At 54.0% G+C, this 16,397-nt stretch carries 18 protein-coding genes; 11 read left to right on the top strand and 7 right to left on the bottom strand.

Annotated elements, in window-relative coordinates; translation table 11 throughout:
- The first annotated feature begins 98 nt into the window (after window positions 1-98).
- Window positions 99-1,199 (top strand): alanine racemase, encoded by a 1,101-nt coding sequence (gene alr, locus L1X57_RS09995; RefSeq protein WP_009721417.1) that lies wholly within the window; start codon window positions 99-101, stop codon window positions 1,197-1,199.
- Window positions 1,200-1,211: 12 nt separating this feature from the next.
- A complete protein-coding gene (lpxL, locus tag L1X57_RS10000) occupies window positions 1,212-2,126 on the top strand; it encodes an LpxL/LpxP family Kdo(2)-lipid IV(A) lauroyl/palmitoleoyl acyltransferase (RefSeq protein ID WP_009721418.1) in 915 nt (304 codons plus the stop codon).
- A gap of 85 nt (window positions 2,127-2,211) precedes the next feature.
- Here the strand turns inward: lpxL and speD are convergent, their stop codons facing one another.
- The 4 genes from speD to L1X57_RS10020 form a co-directional block, all read right to left on the bottom strand.
- Entirely contained in the window at window positions 2,212-3,006 is a 795-nt protein-coding gene (gene speD, locus L1X57_RS10005) for an adenosylmethionine decarboxylase (RefSeq protein ID WP_009721419.1), read from the bottom strand.
- A gap of 219 nt (window positions 3,007-3,225) precedes the next feature.
- Window positions 3,226-3,645: an OsmC family protein gene (locus L1X57_RS10010; RefSeq protein ID WP_009721420.1), complete on the bottom strand. Its 420-nt coding sequence runs from the start codon at window positions 3,643-3,645 to the stop codon at window positions 3,226-3,228.
- 88 nt (window positions 3,646-3,733) lie between these two features.
- Complete coding sequence (murU, locus tag L1X57_RS10015) at window positions 3,734-4,393, bottom strand: N-acetylmuramate alpha-1-phosphate uridylyltransferase MurU (RefSeq protein WP_009721421.1); 660 nt, start codon at window positions 4,391-4,393, stop codon at window positions 3,734-3,736.
- Window positions 4,390-5,400, bottom strand: coding sequence for an aminoglycoside phosphotransferase family protein (locus L1X57_RS10020; protein ID WP_009721422.1), 1,011 nt, complete (start codon window positions 5,398-5,400; stop codon window positions 4,390-4,392). The genes murU and L1X57_RS10020 overlap by 4 nt, the downstream gene beginning before the upstream one ends.
- 70 nt (window positions 5,401-5,470) lie before the next feature.
- On the opposite strand from L1X57_RS10020, the gene L1X57_RS10025 reads away from it, so the two are divergent.
- The 7 genes from L1X57_RS10025 to L1X57_RS10055 are packed head-to-tail and all read left to right on the top strand — an operon-like array spanning window position 5,471 to window position 13,302.
- On the top strand, window positions 5,471-7,918 hold the full coding sequence (locus L1X57_RS10025; protein WP_009721423.1) for an LPS-assembly protein LptD: 2,448 nt from the start codon (window positions 5,471-5,473) through the stop codon (window positions 7,916-7,918).
- 39 nt (window positions 7,919-7,957) lie between these two features.
- Window positions 7,958-8,995, top strand: a complete 1,038-nt coding sequence (locus L1X57_RS10030; RefSeq protein WP_009721424.1) for a peptidylprolyl isomerase — start codon at window positions 7,958-7,960, stop codon at window positions 8,993-8,995.
- A 12-nt stretch (window positions 8,996-9,007) separates the two neighbouring features.
- Window positions 9,008-10,057, top strand: coding sequence for a 4-hydroxythreonine-4-phosphate dehydrogenase PdxA (pdxA, locus tag L1X57_RS10035; RefSeq protein WP_009721425.1), 1,050 nt, complete (start codon window positions 9,008-9,010; stop codon window positions 10,055-10,057).
- 26 nt (window positions 10,058-10,083) lie between these two features.
- On the top strand, window positions 10,084-10,914 hold the full coding sequence (gene rsmA, locus L1X57_RS10040; protein WP_009721426.1) for a 16S rRNA (adenine(1518)-N(6)/adenine(1519)-N(6))-dimethyltransferase RsmA: 831 nt from the start codon (window positions 10,084-10,086) through the stop codon (window positions 10,912-10,914).
- The gene (gene apaG / locus L1X57_RS10045) at window positions 10,911-11,288 is read left to right on the top strand and encodes a Co2+/Mg2+ efflux protein ApaG (RefSeq protein ID WP_009721427.1); all 378 of its coding nucleotides are present in this window, start codon (window positions 10,911-10,913) and stop codon (window positions 11,286-11,288) included. Before rsmA ends, apaG begins: the two co-directional genes overlap by 4 nt.
- 22 nt (window positions 11,289-11,310) lie before the next feature.
- Complete coding sequence (locus L1X57_RS10050) at window positions 11,311-12,126, top strand: symmetrical bis(5'-nucleosyl)-tetraphosphatase (protein WP_009721428.1); 816 nt, start codon at window positions 11,311-11,313, stop codon at window positions 12,124-12,126.
- A 30-nt stretch (window positions 12,127-12,156) separates the two neighbouring features.
- Window positions 12,157-13,302 (top strand): polynucleotide adenylyltransferase, encoded by a 1,146-nt coding sequence (locus L1X57_RS10055; RefSeq protein ID WP_009721429.1) that lies wholly within the window; start codon window positions 12,157-12,159, stop codon window positions 13,300-13,302.
- Between the two features lie 20 nt (window positions 13,303-13,322).
- On the opposite strand, the gene folK is transcribed toward L1X57_RS10055, so the two are convergent.
- Together folK and folB are read right to left on the bottom strand one after the other, a co-directional pair.
- Window positions 13,323-13,868 (bottom strand): 2-amino-4-hydroxy-6-hydroxymethyldihydropteridine diphosphokinase, encoded by a 546-nt coding sequence (gene folK / locus L1X57_RS10060; protein WP_009721430.1) that lies wholly within the window; start codon window positions 13,866-13,868, stop codon window positions 13,323-13,325.
- The gene (gene folB / locus L1X57_RS10065; RefSeq protein ID WP_009721431.1) at window positions 13,865-14,221 is read right to left on the bottom strand and encodes a dihydroneopterin aldolase; all 357 of its coding nucleotides are present in this window, start codon (window positions 14,219-14,221) and stop codon (window positions 13,865-13,867) included. The genes folK and folB overlap by 4 nt, the downstream gene beginning before the upstream one ends.
- Window positions 14,222-14,327: 106 nt before the next feature.
- Between folB and plsY the strand changes: the two genes are divergently transcribed.
- The gene (plsY, locus tag L1X57_RS10070) at window positions 14,328-14,897 is read left to right on the top strand and encodes a glycerol-3-phosphate 1-O-acyltransferase PlsY (protein ID WP_009721432.1); all 570 of its coding nucleotides are present in this window, start codon (window positions 14,328-14,330) and stop codon (window positions 14,895-14,897) included.
- Window positions 14,898-14,918: 21 nt separating this feature from the next.
- Here the strand turns inward: plsY and tsaD are convergent, their stop codons facing one another.
- Window positions 14,919-15,959 carry a tRNA (adenosine(37)-N6)-threonylcarbamoyltransferase complex transferase subunit TsaD gene (gene tsaD / locus L1X57_RS10075; protein ID WP_009721433.1) on the bottom strand — a complete coding sequence of 347 codons (1,041 nt, stop codon included), beginning with the start codon at window positions 15,957-15,959 and terminating at the stop codon, window positions 14,919-14,921.
- A gap of 221 nt (window positions 15,960-16,180) precedes the next feature.
- Here tsaD and rpsU point away from each other — a divergent pair, with 221 nt between their 5' ends.
- Window positions 16,181-16,396, top strand: a complete 216-nt coding sequence (gene rpsU, locus L1X57_RS10080) for a 30S ribosomal protein S21 (RefSeq protein ID WP_007113641.1) — start codon at window positions 16,181-16,183, stop codon at window positions 16,394-16,396.
- The last annotated feature ends 1 nt before the right edge of the window (window position 16,397 follow it).

Genomic DNA, 16,397 nt, shown 5'->3' on the forward strand with positions numbered 1-16,397 from the left:
AGTACGTTTTTAGAATGTGCTTTTAGGAATACGCTTTTAGAACTGACGCCCTTTGGTTGATCAACCGTTAACTATTGACTGTGTAAGTGAGAAACGTGATGCGCCCCTTAGTGGCCCATATTGATTTAGACGCGCTGCGTCATAACTATCAGCTAGCGTGCCGCTGCGCGCCCCAAAGTCGCTCGGTAGCCGTTATTAAAGCGGATGCTTATGGTCATGGTGCGCTTGAATGCGCGCGCGCCCTGGAAGCCGATGTGCCCGCATTTGCTGTCGCGTGTATAGAAGAAGCGATTAGCCTGCGTGAAGGGGGGGTTAAAAAACCCATTGTATTGCTTGAAGGTATTTTTACCGCTGACGAGCTGGCGCTGGTTGACCAGTACAATTTCTGGATCAGTGTTCACAGTGAGTGGCAGGTGGCTGCCTTATTAGCTTTTTCACCCCGTCAGCCTATCCCTGTGTGGATGAAAGTTGATTCAGGTATGCATCGCTTAGGCTTTTCCCTAGACGAAGCGCCTGACGTTTGGCAGCGGTTGGTTAACGCACCACAGGTGACAGCGCTGCATTTGATGAGCCACTTTGCGACAGCAGATGCACGTGAGGGAAGCTACTTTAATCAGCAAATGGCCGCTTTAACGACATTGGCGGAAGCGCTTGATGCGCCTCTTTGCTTAGCAAACTCTCCAGCAACATTGGCATGGCCGGACGCCCACGGTGACTGGAATCGCCCAGGTGTCATGCTGTATGGCAGTGACCCGCTGGAAGAAGCCAACGAGATCACCCGTCAGTTGCGCCCAGTGATGAGTTTACGCTCCGAAATTATTGCCCTTCGTGAACTCGAGGTAGGCGAACCCGTTGGTTACGGTGGCCGTTGGCGTGCATCGCGGCGCTCTATCATTGCCGTCGTCGCGGCAGGTTATGGCGATGGCTATGATCGCCACGCCATCGACGGTACCCCTGTGTTGGTGAATGGTCAGCGCTGTGCGATTGCTGGCAAGGTTTCAATGGATATGCTAACCGTCGATGTCACCGACGTGCTGGGAGCTGCCATCGGTAGCGAAGTCGTGCTGTGGGGAGCCGCCAGCGACGGTGCTGTGTTGCCAATTGATGAGGTAGCACGCTACTGCGATACCATCAGCTATACCTTATTAACGGGAGTGCTGCCAAGAGCGCCGCGTCGCTATCATGGGGCCTTCGCTTAAACGGTTATCAGTATGTCTAAAACCTCTTATCCGCGGTCATTTGCACACCCTCGCTACTGGCCAACCTGGCTTGCGATAGGCGCAATGCATGTTGTTGCCTGGCTTCCCTGGCGGCTTAAACTATGGGTTGGGAAAGTAATTGGTTTGTTAGCATGGCGTTTCATAAAGCGTCGGCGGCATATCACTGAGACAAATATTGCACTCTGTTTCCCTGAAAAAAGTGCCGATGAGCAGCACCGGCTGGTAAAAGAGATTTTTATTGCCAATGGGATGGGGCTGGTAGAGACCGCTACGGGTTGGTGCCGTAATGCCGAGAGTCTGCGTCACCGTGTGGCCTACCATGGTCAGGAAAACTTAGCGCGCGCTCAAGCTCAGGGAAAAGGTGTGCTCATTGTGGGGGTGCACTTCTCAACGTTGGATCTAGGCGGTGCGCTGCATTCGCTGTTTTTCTCCGCGGATGCGGTTTATCGCCCGCATAATAATCCCTTGTTTGAGCGATTTATGACACGTGCTCGCTCGCAAGTTTTCGGCCAAGCGATTGATCGGCATGATTTGCGTGGCATGGTGCGGCGCATCAAAGCTGGGCGAACCGTATGGTACTCCCCTGATCAGGACTATGGTCGCGACGTTAGCGTATTTGCACCATTATTTGGTCAGCAAGCGGCGACCATTCGCCTTACGGCTAAAATTGCCCGTTTAACGGGCGCGCCGGTAGTGCCGCTGATGTATCACCGAAACCCAGATAACCAGACCTATACCATCACTTGCTTGCCCGCGCTTGATAACTTTCCAAGCGGTGATGAAGTGGCCGATGCAACAAGGGTCAACGAATTTATCGAGCAGGCTATTCGCAAGCATCCTGAGCAGTACCTATGGCTTCATCGGCGCTTTAAAACTCGCCCGGAAGGGGAGGCAGGCGTTTACTAGTAGCATTCGTTAGCGAAGTGATAAACAAAAAAAGCCGTTCTGCTAGGGTGGCAGAACGGCTTTTCGTTAACGTTGAAAGCAGGCGTTAGTCCAGATTTCGAGAGTAGAAAATTTCTAGCATCTCTTTGCGCAGCCGGCTTTCAATGTCCCGTGCTTCTTCGAATGTAATGTCGCGACGCGATGTGCCGAACAGATAGTTATCAAGTTCGAAGTCTTTCAGCAGCATTTTGGTGTGGAACATGTTTTCTTGATAGACGTTCACGTCGATCATTTGGTAGGCGTGCTTGGTATCTTCTGCCAAGTAATCCTGAATCGAGGTAATGTCGTGATCAATAAACAGCTTTTTACCATCGACATCACGGGTAAAACCGCGAACCCGATAATCCATGGTGACAATGTCAGAGTCGAAACTGTGGATTAGGTAGTTCAGCGCCTTCAGCGGGCTGATGTGGCCACAGGTAGACACGTCAATGTCTAATCGAAAGGTGCTGATGCCGTTATCAGGGTGCGACTCAGGGTAGCTGTGCACCGTCACGTGGCTTTTATCAAGATGTGCCACGACTGTTTCAGGTAGCGGCCCAGGACCTGGTTCGGTTTGCTCTGGATTGGATTCATCCAGTTCGTGCTCAGCGATCAGGATCGTAACGCTGGCCCCATGGGGCTCATAGTCTTGACGAGCAATATTGAGCACATGAGCGCCGATAATATTGGTGACGTCTTTTAGAATCTGCGTCAAACGTTCGGCGTTGTAAAGCTCATCGATATAGTCGATGTAAGCCGCACGCTGCTCTTCGGTCTTGGCGTAACAGATGTCGTAAATGTTAAAGCTCAACGAGCTAGTCAGGTTATTAAACCCGTGGAGTCGGAGATTATCTGACACGTCCGAACCTCCCTATGGCAGATGAAGACACCCCGACGAGCCAGCGCCGGAACCGATAAAAACTTGTCACCGTGATGCTGTGGTCGCTTTCTGCAAAGCGGCCGTTTGCTACGCAGTAGGGGTAAAAACAAGCGAGCGTATTATGCCCGCCAAGCGCATGGTATGCATCCAGGCGCGCTATTTTTTTTAATAAACAGGGAAGATGGCGCTCCGAGTAGCTCAAGCGTCGACAATCTCAAAAGAGTGGGTTATCTCAACGCCGCCTTGTACCAGCATGATAGACGCGCTGCAGTACTTCTCTGCAGATAGTTCAACTGCCCGCTGTACCTGCTTTTCTTTTAAGTTGCGGCCAGTCACCACAAAGTGCACGTGGATCTTGGTAAACACAGCGGGCACTTCATCGGCACGCTCAGCGTCAAGCTCCGCAACACAGTCGGTGACATCGGCACGGGCTTTATCAAGAATATTCAAGATATCAAAGGCGGTACAACTGCCCATGCCCATCAACAGCATTTCCATTGGGCGGGGGCCGGTGTTGCGGCCTCCGTGGTCAGGAGGGCCGTCGATAACGACACTGTGCCCACTGCCGGACTCTGCTACAAATTGGCGACCATCTATCCATTTTACCCGTGCTTTCACGTCGCTCTCCTCATCTAGGCACCTATAGGTAGGTCGCGAAGCATAACATTTCTAGCGGTAGACGCACTTCTTCGTCGCTACTGCCCGTTTACGCCAGAAGATGGCGTTCAAGAACCTCTAGTCGCTCTGGGGTTCCCACATCGACCCAGTGGCCTGAAAAATGTTCACCACTGACGCGGTTGCCAGCCATCGCCTGCTTAAGCAGCGGTGCCAGGGCGAACACCCCTGGCGGCTGATCAGAAAGTAGCTCAGGGTGTAGCAGGCTAATACCTGCAAAGGTGAGGCGCTGGCGGCCTTCCACTTCAACGCGCCCGTCGATAAGGGAAAAATCGCCGCTGGGGTGGTGAGAAGGGTTATCTACTAGCACAAGATGGGCTAGGTCACTTCCCCGTAGCAACGATTCTGAGGGAGTGTAATCGCACCAGACGTCCCCATTGACCAGAAGAAACGGAGCATCGCCAAGAAGGGGCAGTGCCTTTTGAATACCACCACCGGTTTCTAAGGGGGTCTCTTCATGACTCCAAAGAATCCGTAACTGATAGTCGCTTCCATCACCTAGCGCTGCCATGATCTGCTCTGCGCGATAGCTCACGTTGATGACCACTTCATCAATGCCAGCACGCTTGAGCCGTTCGAGATGGTGCACAATAAGTGGCTTATCGCCTACCGGTAACAGTGGTTTTGGGCAGTGGTCGGTAAGTGGCCGCATCCGTTTGCCTAGGCCCGCGGCTAAAATCATCGCCTTCATAACGTGCTTTCCGCTAAACGTAGGGCAATGGCGGGACGCAGTGTGTCACTTACCCATTCAGCAAACTCGCTGTGCTGGGGAAGCGCAGTTAGGCTATCTTCTAAATGCGCCAAAAAATGCGGCAGGCGTGATAAATAGCCTTGTTTTGCATCGCGAAGCGTTAAGCGGCAAAAAATACCAAGTACTTTTAGACAGCGTTGAGCGGCCATCGCTTGGCATTGGGTCAGAAATTCATCGTTACTGACATGGCGAGAGAGACGCCCATCTTGTCGCGCTTGGCGATAAAAGGAGTCGACGAACTGCATAAACTGCGCCTGAGAAAAACGGCAGTAACGTCCGCGTAGTAAGGAAATAACGTCGTAACTGATTGGCCCAGCAACTGCGTCTTGAAAGTCAATCATGTATAGCTGCTGATCGTGCACCATGATATTCATCGCATCATAATCGCGATGTACGCTGACAACGGGTTGCTCAAGTGCCTGTTCAATGAGGTATCCACGCAGTGCATCCCAACTGCTAGGCGTTGGTAGCGACAGCCAACTACCTAAACACCACTCAGGAAAGAGGTCTAGCTCTCGACCCAGCAGCGCCGCATCGTATGGCGGTAGCGTGGCGGGATTAGCGTGGTTTTGTAACTTGGCAAGCAAGGTCAGCGCATCCAAATGGGTTTGTTGAATACGCGCCTCATCAGTGAATAGCGCCTGTAAAGGGGTATCCCCAAGGTCATCAAGCAGCAAAAAACCCGCGTCGAGGTCGGCGGCGTAAATATTCGGAACGGGCAGTTTTGCCGCGTACCAGCGTTTTCCGATAGCGACGAAAGGCGTTGAGTCTTCCTGGGCGGGGGGCGCATCCATTACTATTTGAGTGCCGCCATGAGGCAGTGTTAGCCGGAAATAGCGCCGGAAACTGGCGTCACCACCGGCTGGAGAGAGTCGAATAGCGGCGCTATTTAGGCCATTTTGTTCAGCCGCCCACTGGGTGAGGGCGTCAATCCTAGAAGAGGACATGCAAGCTCCTTGCTGGTCGGGCATCATGCGGGCTGTATAATACCGATTCTGGATGCCAAGGATAACGAACATGGGCAAGCGAATCTCGCGTACCGTACCGGTTGCGCACACGCTGTTGGGCAGTTTGCTCGCTGGCGCCTCATTTTCAGCGTTGGCACAAGGCCAGTCGCTGCCTGCTGAGGCGCTGGACTGGCAGGCCTGGAGCCAAGATGAAGCACCGCACCAGCTGTGTCGAGGGCGTTATGTGATGCCTGGCTACCGCTTGCCAGCGGAAGATAACCCTGAAACGTTGTCGGTTGAGACTCAGGAAGTCGATTACGCCGCAGATGGTGAAGCGCTGTTGCGCGGCGATGTTGTACTACGTCGCGGAAACACGGAGCTGCAAGCGGCGCAGATGTACTTACCTGCAGACCGCCAGCGAGTAGATGCAGAGGGTAATCTAGCCATACGTGATGGCCAAGCGTTGGTGCGTGGCGAGCAAGCTACACTAATGCTGAACGATGATCGGGCCTCGTTACGCAACAGCCACTATGTGCTTTACCAACAGCATTTACGGGGCCAGGCCAGCCAGTTAGAGCAAACCGGTGAAGAGCAATATCGTCTGCGAAATGCTTCATTTACGACGTGTGATCCAGGCACGAATAGCTGGCAACTCGTTAGTAGCGATATAAAGCTGAACCAAGCTGAAGGATTTGGCACCGCGCGACATGCACGTTTAGAAGTTAAAGACGTGCCAATTTTCTATTGGCCCTGGCTGCGTTTTCCCATTGATGACCGTCGCCATACAGGGTTGCTGTCACCTTCTGTTAGCTTTTCCAATGAGGGGTTTGACTATGCTCAGCCCTTTTACTGGAATATAGCGCCCAATCATGATGCCACTATTACGCCGCGCTGGATGTCGGATCGTGGTCTGCTGCTCAATGGTGAGTACCGCTACTTGCTTGAAGAGAGTCGAGGAACGGTAGACGGTGGATATATCAGGAGCGATGACGGCAGTAACAATGGTGATAATCGCTTTGAAGGTAATGACCGCTGGTATATCGATGCTAAACATGCAGGGACACTGACGCCTCGCAGTGATTACCAATTACGTTATGGTGCCGCCAGTGATGGGCGCTATTTTGATGATTTTGGTGGTGAGTTTGGCAATAATGAACGCGTTAGTATGGAGCGGTTAGCTCAGGTAGATTACCGCGGCGAGCGTTGGCGGTTAGATGCCCGTGCCCAAGGCTTTCAGAGGTTGGAAGACCCGTTAAGTGATTCCGACAAACCCTTTTACCGTCTGCCAAGTTTGACAGCCAACTCTGACTGGCAGTTGAGCAACGGTCTCTATACACAATGGCGCTCTAACGCGACTTATTTTTGGCGTGACGTAGACGAGCGACAGGTGCCAGAACGCGAAGCTGCCACCGGCACGCGCCTGCACCTCACGCCGGTAATCGGTTGGCGTTTTGAACAGCCCTGGGGCTATATCGAGCCGCGTACCGAGCTTTGGCATACCGCCTATGAGCTGGATTATGGCGATCGCGTCACTGACCGGGGAACGTCTCCCACCCGCAGCGCAGCGGTCACATCAATTGATAGTGGCCTTGTGTTTGAACGTGAGCTTGAGCTGCGTGGTCAAGACTATCGCCAGACCCTTGAACCACGTTTGAACTATGCGTACGTCCCGCGCACTAATCAAACGCAACTGCCTGATTTTGACAGCCGCGAGCGAGCATTCTCGTGGGATCAGCTATGGTCTCCTCATCGCTTCTCAGGCGCAGATCGCTTAGGTGACCTTAATCGCGTGTCGCTGGGCGTACAATCTCGCTTTATTGAAGACGCCTCTGGACGGGATCGGTTGACCCTAGGGGTTGGGCAAAGTGTTTATTTTTCCGAACGTCGCATCGATAGCGAGGGCGATCCAGATACGCTACCTGCTCATCCAGAAGATGATCCTAACGTGAACCCTCTAAGCCGCTACCAGGCTACCCGCGACCGTTCTCCGTTGGTTACAAGGCTCGATTGGCAGATTAATGATCGGTGGAGCGCAGGCTATGAATGGTTATACGACGACCAGCGTGAACAGACCGAGCGCTCTAGCGTTGATGCACGTTATCGTCATCCCGCCGGTCACGTAGTGAACCTTGGTTATCGTTGGGAGATCGAAGGTTTCGATCCAGGCGTCGTACCCGGTGATGACGGCTTTAGAGATTACAGTCGAGAAGAGTGGGATCTGTCACTTGCTTGGAAAGCCAGCCCGAGGATTGATTTGATTGGTCGCTACCTGCACGATCAAACCAATGACCGTGCGCTTGAACGTCTGGCCGGTGTTCAGTGGAACGACTGCTGCTATGGCTTACAGCTGGTATGGCGTGAGTGGGTAGACGATAACGACACCGCCCGCGTGGGTGATGACTTTAACGACCGCGGGTTATTTTTACGCTTTGTATTCCGTGGCCTTGGTGGCGTTGGTCAACAGGCTGACGGCTACTTTGAACAGGCCATTCCTGGCTACCGCCCAACGCCCCTGTAACGATTTTGTTAAATGGCGACTGACTGAAAGAGATTCTTTATGACTACCAGAAAGACCCTGCTGACCGATGGCTTGAAAAAGCGGGCAAAACTGCTTTCTGCTGGCGGCATGATGGCGCTCTGCCTTGGAACGAGTGCTACGCTTGTACCGCTGTCGGTTTACGCACAAAATTTTGAATCGACCCAGCGGCAAATGCTGGATAGCGTTGTGGCTGTCGTCAATGACGGGGTCATCATGCGCAGCGAACTTGACGACCGCATTGCCCAGGTGGAGCAACAGGCGCAGGCCCAAGGTGGTAACTTACCGCCCCGTAGCCAACTGGCACAGCAGGTGCTAGAGCGCATGGTGATGGATGAAATCCAACTCCAGATGGCTCGCCAGGCCAATCTTAGCGTGGACGACACGGAGCTTAATCGCCAAGTGCGCTCCATTGCAGAGTCTAATGGCATGACGCTAGAAGAGTTTGCCGATGCCGTGGAAGCGGATGGCATGACGCTGGCTGACGTGCGTGAAGAGGTACGCCGCGAAATACTGATGCGCCAAGTGCAGCAGCGCCAAATTAGTCAGCGTGTCACCGTGACTGATCGTGACGTTGAACGCTTCTTGAATCAGCAGCCATCTCAGCAAGGTCAGGCATTCATTGAAGAAGCGCGTGCTCGCCACGTTTTGGTGGAGTTAACGCCAACGCGCAATGAGAACCAGGCCCGCGCCCGTGCTGAGCAGGCACGTCAGCGTTTACAGCAAGGGGCAGACTTCGCGTCTGTTGCTCGTGAATTTAGTGACGACCGTGGCAGTGCCATGAATGGCGGTGAGCTTGGCTGGGTACGCCCAGGACAAACGGTGCCAGCCTTCGAAGAGGCCATGGGGTCACTGAGTGTTAACCAGCTATCTGAGCCTGTGCGCTCCCAGTTTGGTTACCACGTGATTGAAGTGCTTGAACGTCGCCGTCAGGACGTGACGGAAGAAAGCCGTCGTGAGCAGGTTCGTCAGGCTATTTTCCAGCGTCGTGCGAACGAAGAGCTGCAGACTTGGCAGCGTGAAATGCGTGAACAGGCCTTCGTTGATATTCGCCTTTAATGAGCCATCCTAATGAGCAATAACGCGCCACTGCTGGTTACTACCGGAGAGCCTGCGGGCATCGGGCCAGAGATTACGCTGATGCTGGCCGCCAATGGCCAACTGAATAATTCGGTGGCCATTGGCGATACGGGGTTGCTGAAGCAGCGTGCGGCGCTACTTGGGCTTCATCTAGACGTGGTAGAAGCAGCCCCTGGAAGTAGGGAGGCTTCCTCGCCAGGGCGATTGGTCGTGTGGCACGCTGCACTGCGCGAGCCAGTCATTCCTGGTGTGCTCAATTCTGCTAATGCAGGCTATGTGCTAGAAACGCTGCAAATCGCTGTAGACGCCTGTCAGCAAGGGCATGCAGCGGCAATGGTCACCGCGCCGCTTCATAAAGGGGTGATTATCGAGGGAGGCTTTCCCAGCTTCACTGGCCACACCGAATGGCTGCGCGATGCCTGTGGAGTTGATGAAGTCGTGATGTTATTGGCTACTGACCAGGCGCTGCACGCCCAGTCGAGTCGTTGGCAGGGCAGCAGTGACCTACGCGTCGCGCTTGTCACCACTCACCTACCGCTGCGTGAAGTGGCAGATGCAGTTACCTACGACAAAATCACCCGTATTAGCCGTTTGCTCGCGACTGATCTGAAAAACCAGTTTGGGATCGTCGCCCCACGCATTGCCGTGTGTGGGCTAAACCCCCATGCCGGAGAAGATGGTCATTTAGGGCGCGAAGAACTCGATGTTATTATCCCTGCGCTGGAGGCGCTGCGCGCTGAAGGTTTGGATGTTCAAGGCCCTCTACCTGCCGATACGCTTTTCACACCACGCCATTTGGCGGGCGTTGATGCGGTACTGGCGATGTATCATGACCAGGGGCTGGCAGTGCTAAAATACGCAGGCTTTGGTCAGGCGGCGAATATTACACTTGGTCTGCCGCTGGTACGTACTTCGGTCGACCACGGTACTGCGCTCAGTTTAGCTGGCCGCGGTATTGCCGACCCCAATAGCTTAGGCGTTGCCTTAGCGCTGGCAAAGCGACTTGCTGCTCAGCGCGGCAATGCCTTAATTGCTTTATGAATCAACCCTCCAAGGAACACTGTTAGATGTCTCAAGTGCCTCAGCAGCACCGCGCTCGTAAACGCTTTGGTCAAAACTTTCTGCGTGACCTCGGCATCATTTCGCGTATTGTCCGTGCCATTGGACCCCGCGAAAGCGACCGACTCGTCGAAATTGGCCCTGGACAAGGCGCGCTCACTGCTCCGTTGCTAGAGGCGGCAGGAAAGCTTGAAGTCATTGAATTAGACCGTGACCTTATTCCTGGCTTGAGAGTGCAGTTTTTTAACTACCCCGACTTTGTTATTCATGAAGGTGACGCGCTAAAGTTTGATTTCGCCGCGCTAAAAGGAGATGGTCCTGCGCTACGAGTCGTCGGTAACCTGCCTTACAACATCTCGACGCCGTTAATTGTGCATCTGTTAACCATGGGTAACGCCATTGCCGATATGCACTTTATGCTGCAAAAAGAGGTCGTTGAGCGCTTGGCCGCTGAGCCAGGCAGCACTGATTGGGGGCGCTTGTCGGTGATGGCTCAGTATTACTGCCACGTTGATCAGCTGTTCATCGTACCGCCGGAAGCCTTTGTTCCCAGACCTAAAGTTGACTCCGCCATTGTTAGGCTAACGCCTCACGAAAGCTTGCCCCAAACAGCTGATGACCCAGCGCTGCTGTTTGAGCTGGTCAAGTTGGCGTTTGGTCAGCGGCGTAAAACACTGCGCAATAATCTTAAAGGCAGGGTGAGTGCAGAAACATTAGAAGCGCTAGGTATTGATCCCGCACGGCGTCCACAAACCCTGACGGTTGCGGAGTACGTCACCATTGCCAACCAAGTGGCTGCTGATGAAGCGCTTAGTGGTAAGGGGAGTGAAGGCGCGTGAGTGGTCTTGCCATTGAAGTTAGCGTCGCGCCTGAGTACCGTACTGCCGAGTCAAACGACAGTGAGTCGCGCTTTGTGTTTAGTTACACCGTGACGGTGCATAACCAAAGCCCTCATAGCGTGCAGCTCATGGCGCGCTACTGGAAAATTACCCAAGGTAACGGCGACAGCCAAGAGGTACGTGGCAAAGGAGTGGTGGGCCAGCAGCCATTAATTGGCCCTGGGCAGCGTTTTCGCTACACCAGTCGGGCTATTCTGCAAACGCCGGTAGGCGTCATGGAAGGCGCTTATACGCTGCTTAATACCTACACCCAGCGTGCTTTCGATGTGCCCATTGCACCTTTTAGGCTAGCGGTGCCGCGTCAGCTTCATTGACCATTCTCTAAAAGGGGTAGCCATGAGCACCTATGTCATTGGTGATCTGCACGGCTGTCATGCCGAGTTTGTCAGTTTGCTAGAGCAGCTGAGCTTCAATCCAGCAAACGATGCGCTCTGGCTTGTCGGCGACTTAGTCAATCGCGGCCCTGGCTCGCTCGCCTGTTTGCAGGAAGTGCAGGCGTTAGGCAGTGCTGCCCGATGCGTGCTGGGTAACCACGACTTTCATTTGTTGGTGGCGGCTCGTGGCGGCGGCAGACTGAAAAAAAATGACACCCTAAGCGACATTCTTGCTACACCGCAGCGCGAGCAGTTGCTGGATTGGCTGCAAAGCCAGCCATTGGCAATTTATGAAAATAACACGCTGATGACCCATGCGGGCGTGTTGCCCACGTGGCGCGCCGATCAGGCGGTATCGTTTAGTCAAGAAGTGCAAGCGGCTTTGCTCAGTGAGCGTGCGGGTGAATTTTTAACGCAGTTATTTGGTAATCAGCCTGACCAGTTCCGTGACGACCTGGAAGGGGTTGATCGTTTGCGCTGTCTCGTCAATGTCTTTACCCGAATGCGCTTTATCGACGCTAATGGTCGGCTAGACTTCGCTGCCAAAGAAGGCTTGGAAAGTGCTCCTGAAGGGTTTGCTCCATGGTTTCAGTACCCAAGAGCAGATGCGCTTCAACTGTTATTCGGACACTGGGCGGCACTAGAGGGTTGCACCCCGAACGCAAAGATAAAGGTTGAAGCGCTGGATACTGGTTGCGTGTGGGGCGGGTCGTTAACCGCTCTCAACCTAGAATCGGGTGAACGCACCAGCGTACCGAGCTGTCAGCCGAGGCATTAAAACACGAGGCATTAAAAAAGGGCGATAGCCGTGTTTCAGGTAGATGCGAAAACCAAAGGACTCAACGTTTATCGTGTTGGCGGGGCAGTGCGCGATACGCTGTTAGGCTGGCCGGTAGTGGATAATGATTGGGTCGTCGTCGGTGCCACGCCAGAAATCATGCAGCGGAGAGGTTTTAAACCAGTGGGGCGCGATTTTCCGGTATTCCTGCATCCTGATACCGCCGAAGAGTATGCGCTAGCGCGCACTGAGAGAAAGTCTGGCCACGGTTATGGTGGCTTTGAAGTACACGCAAGTCCTGATGTGACCTTAGAAGAAGACCTTTCAAGGCGTGATTTAACCATCAACGCGATTGCGCAGCGCTTTGATGGTGCGTTGACCGACCCCTTTAATGGTCAGCGAGATATTGAGCAGCGCCTATTACGCCATGTGTCCCCGGCATTTAGTGAAGATCCCTTACGGGTGCTTCGCACTGCACGCTTTCTTGCCCGTTATGCGCACTTAGGGTTTGCCATTGCGCCTGAAACCCTCGAACTAATGCGAGATGTAAGCCGCAGTGGTGAGCTTAGCCACCTTGCTGCGGAGCGAGTGTGGGTCGAAACCGAAAAAGCGTTGGGTGAACCAAATCCTGACCGTTACTTCACCGCCTTAAACGGTTGCGAGGCGCTGGCTGCTTGGTGGCCTGAGCTAACAGATGACGTTGTACTGGCAAACGCGCTTGAGGCGATGGCGCTTGAGACGGTCGCGCAGGTGGCTATCGATAGCTCACTTCCACTGGCTCACTGGCGCTACGCGTTGTTGGTGTCGGTATTGAATGATGCTCAGCGTGATGCACTGGCGATAAGATTGCGATTGCCTAATGCGGTGACGCAGCTTGCGCGCCATGTGGCAATGAGTATGAGCGTTTTGGCTGAGCCGTTAAACGAAGAACGCGTTCTGCACTGGCTGGAGCGTTTGGATGGTTGGCGTAAGCCCGCGCAGGTCAATGCGCAGTTACAGCTCATCAAGCGTTTATCCGAGAAAGCGGTTGAACCGCTGAGCCGTGCGTGGCATGCCGCACAAAGCGTTGACCCTCAAGCGCTATTGCACGAAGGATATCGTGGAGCAGCCTTAGGTAAGGCGCTACGTGAATGCCGCCAGCAGGCAGTGGCGCGTGCATTGTTAAATGTGCGCTAAGAGTTGGCTGTAGGTTCTGTTCAGCGAGCTGATGCCGTCTTTGGCGCAGGATCTGCCCGGGAAATCCAGCGGCCACGCCAATGAAAATCGATGGCCCACAAACGTTGACTACCCATTTTAAAGCGCTGCCATAGCGCAGCGTAAGGCAAACCATAGACGGGGTGGTACTGATTGGGTAGTAGCTCCGCTAGCGGCTGTAGAACGAAGGCATTGTGCGTGATTTCTCCTCGTGGCAGGGTAACACCGTCGATGGTGCCGCAAATGCCACCTACTGTAAGCAGGTCAATATCCAGTGCTCGAGGGCTGCACTTAATCATATCGGGAGTGCGCCCATGGGCAATTTCAAGTTGCTTAGACCACGCTTGAAGCTCACCCACCGAGCAATCGCTATCAAACGCAACCACAAGGTTGTAAAAGTTGCGATTATCGTTAAATCCCACCGGCTCGCTTTCAAAAATGCGTGATATTTGAAGGGGGCCAAACGTGTCTTCAAGCGCATCTAGGCACAGGCGAATATGGGTGTCGGGATCAATATTGCTGCCTAAACTGAGAGTAACCAAGCTCATGGAAGCGTGCCGCGGATGATTTCAAGGCCGACGCTAGCGGCTTGTGGAACGGCACCCGGCTTGCGCACGGTAAGGCGCAGCCAGGTAATGGAAAATTCCTGCTGTAAGCATTTCGCTAGGCGCTCGGCAAAGGTCTCGACAAGGGCAAATTGGTGCTCGTCGGCAAAGCGCTGAATTCGCTGGCAAATGGCTGCATAATCAAGTGTCAGGCATAAATCATCGGCAGCGGCAGCGGGACGGATGTCCGTTGCGAGCGATAAGTCCAAGCTCAGAGACTGAACAATAGTGCGCTCCCAGTCGTACACACCGATGACGGTATCTACTGCCAGCGCTTCGATCAAAATGCGATCCACAGGTTTTTCCCCTAGCGTCAACAAGCGGGCGATTGTACTTGAGGATAGCGCGAAACGACAGCTGGGTAAGATCTAACGCTGGGTAAGAGTCAAGGTGGTGAGCAGCATGATATGGATCGTGGTGGGCTACTTAAGCGGAAGCTGGTTAGCGGCGCTGAGCGTATGCCGACTGGCAGGTGTTCCTGATCCGCGATATTGCGGTTCGCGTAATCCCGGATTTTCAAACGTATTACGCCTTTACGGGCCGCGCTTAGCGGTCGCCACGCTGCTACTGGATGCGTTAAAAGGAGCGCCTGCGGTGCTGGCAGCCAAATTACTGGAGCTACCTGTGTGGCTACAGGGTGCAGTCGGATTAGCCGTTCTGCTGGGCCATAGTTATCCGCTGTGGCATAGTTTTCGCGGCGGTAAATCGGTAGCCAGTGCGTTTGGCGTGCTGCTGATATTGGTGCCCAGCGTGGCGCTGCTTAGCGCGGTGTGCTGGATGCTGCTTGTTTGGCGGCTGCGTATGGCAGCGGCAGCGTCGCTCGTTAGTGCATTCATCGCGCCGCTGGCCTGCGTCTGGCTAGCACCCGATTATGTTGTGGTCGTGAGTGGGTTCAGCCTGTTAGTACTTATCCGCCATGGGCTGAATGTTCGCCGCCTGCGCCGAGGAGAAGAGCCGCATTTACGCGGCTAAGCAGGTGGTAGAAAGCCGGCATTAGGTAGGTGTTAAGGTGTCTAACGGCCAGCGCGGCGTAGCCTTCATAACGCCACTTTCATCGTGCTCACCCGCCGCCAATCGCTGTGCACCTACATAAGCGATCATCGCGCCGTTGTCGGTGCAAAAGCGCCCGCGAGGATAATAAGATCGTGCGTCACGTTTCTCTGTTTCAATCGCTAGGCGTTCGCGCAGGCGTTGATTGGCACTAACGCCGCCTGCTACCACTAGGCGTTTCAATCCGGTTTGATCCAATGCGCGGCGACATTTGATAACCAGCGTATCTACTACCGCTTCTTCAAATGCTCTCGCCACATCAGCCTTGGCCTGGGTGTCTAGCTCGCCAGCAGCGTCTAATTGACGAATAGCGGTCAGCGTATGGGTTTTTAAGCCGGAAAAGCTGAAGTCCAAGCCGGGGCGGTCGGTCATTGGTCGTGGAAAGCGAAATCGCTTTGGGTCGCCTTGCTCGGCAAGCTTAGCAACGTGAGGGCCGCCAGGATAGGCAAGCCCAAGCATTTTGGCCGCTTTGTCAAAGGCCTCGCCAGCGGCATCATCGACTGATTCACCAAGTAACTGGTAGTGCCCGAGAGCTTGTACTTCGACAAGCTGAGTGTGCCCACCAGAGACTAGTAAGGCTACGAAGGGAAAGTCAGGGGCGTCGTCTTCCAGCATAGGGGCCAATAGGTGGCCTTCCATGTGGTGTACGCCAAGTACCGGGATATCCAGAGCGCGCGCCATGCCGTGCGCTGTACTGGCCCCAACCATCAGTGCGCCTACTAGCCCCGGGCCTGCAGTGTAGGCAATGCCGTCTAAATCGCGCCGTGTCATTTTGGCGTCGTGCAACACCTGCTCAATCAGCGGCAATAGCTTGCGTGTATGGTCTCGAGAAGCCAGCTCGGGTACCACACCGCCATATTCGGCGTGCATGGCAATTTGACTATACAGCGCATCGGCAAGCAGACCGCTGCCGCCTGTGTGCGAAGTATCGTAAATCGCGACGCCCGTTTCATCGCAAGACGTTTCAATGCCCAGTACGCGCATGGCAGAAGAACTCGTTGTAAGTTAAAAAGTTGCAGGTTAAAAAGCAGTGCTGTTAATCAGCACCCTAGTTTAGCATTCTCATGCTTAAGGCGCGTAAGCATTTGCAAAGATCGCCAACCAAGACTAGACTACTGTGCGCTGTAAAACTGGGTCGTACACTGCGTCTTTAAGCGTGTACGTACTATCCGAACTCAAGACTCCTTAAGGTAGGTGAGTGCTTAATGCCTTCTGTAAAAGTACGTGATAACGAGCCGTTTGACGTCGCCCTGCGTCGCTTCAAGCGTTCTTGCGAAAAAGCCGGTGTTCTTTCTGAAGTACGCCGCCGCGAGCACTATGAGAAGCCGACTGCTGAGCGTAAACGCAAAGCGGCAGCTGCCGTAAAACGCCACGCCAAGAAGATTCAGCGTGAGCAAAAGCGTTTCGAACGGCTCTATTGAT

It is taken from the genome of Halomonas sp. TD01 (assembly GCF_923868895.1).
Classification (GTDB): domain Bacteria; phylum Pseudomonadota; class Gammaproteobacteria; order Pseudomonadales; family Halomonadaceae; genus Vreelandella.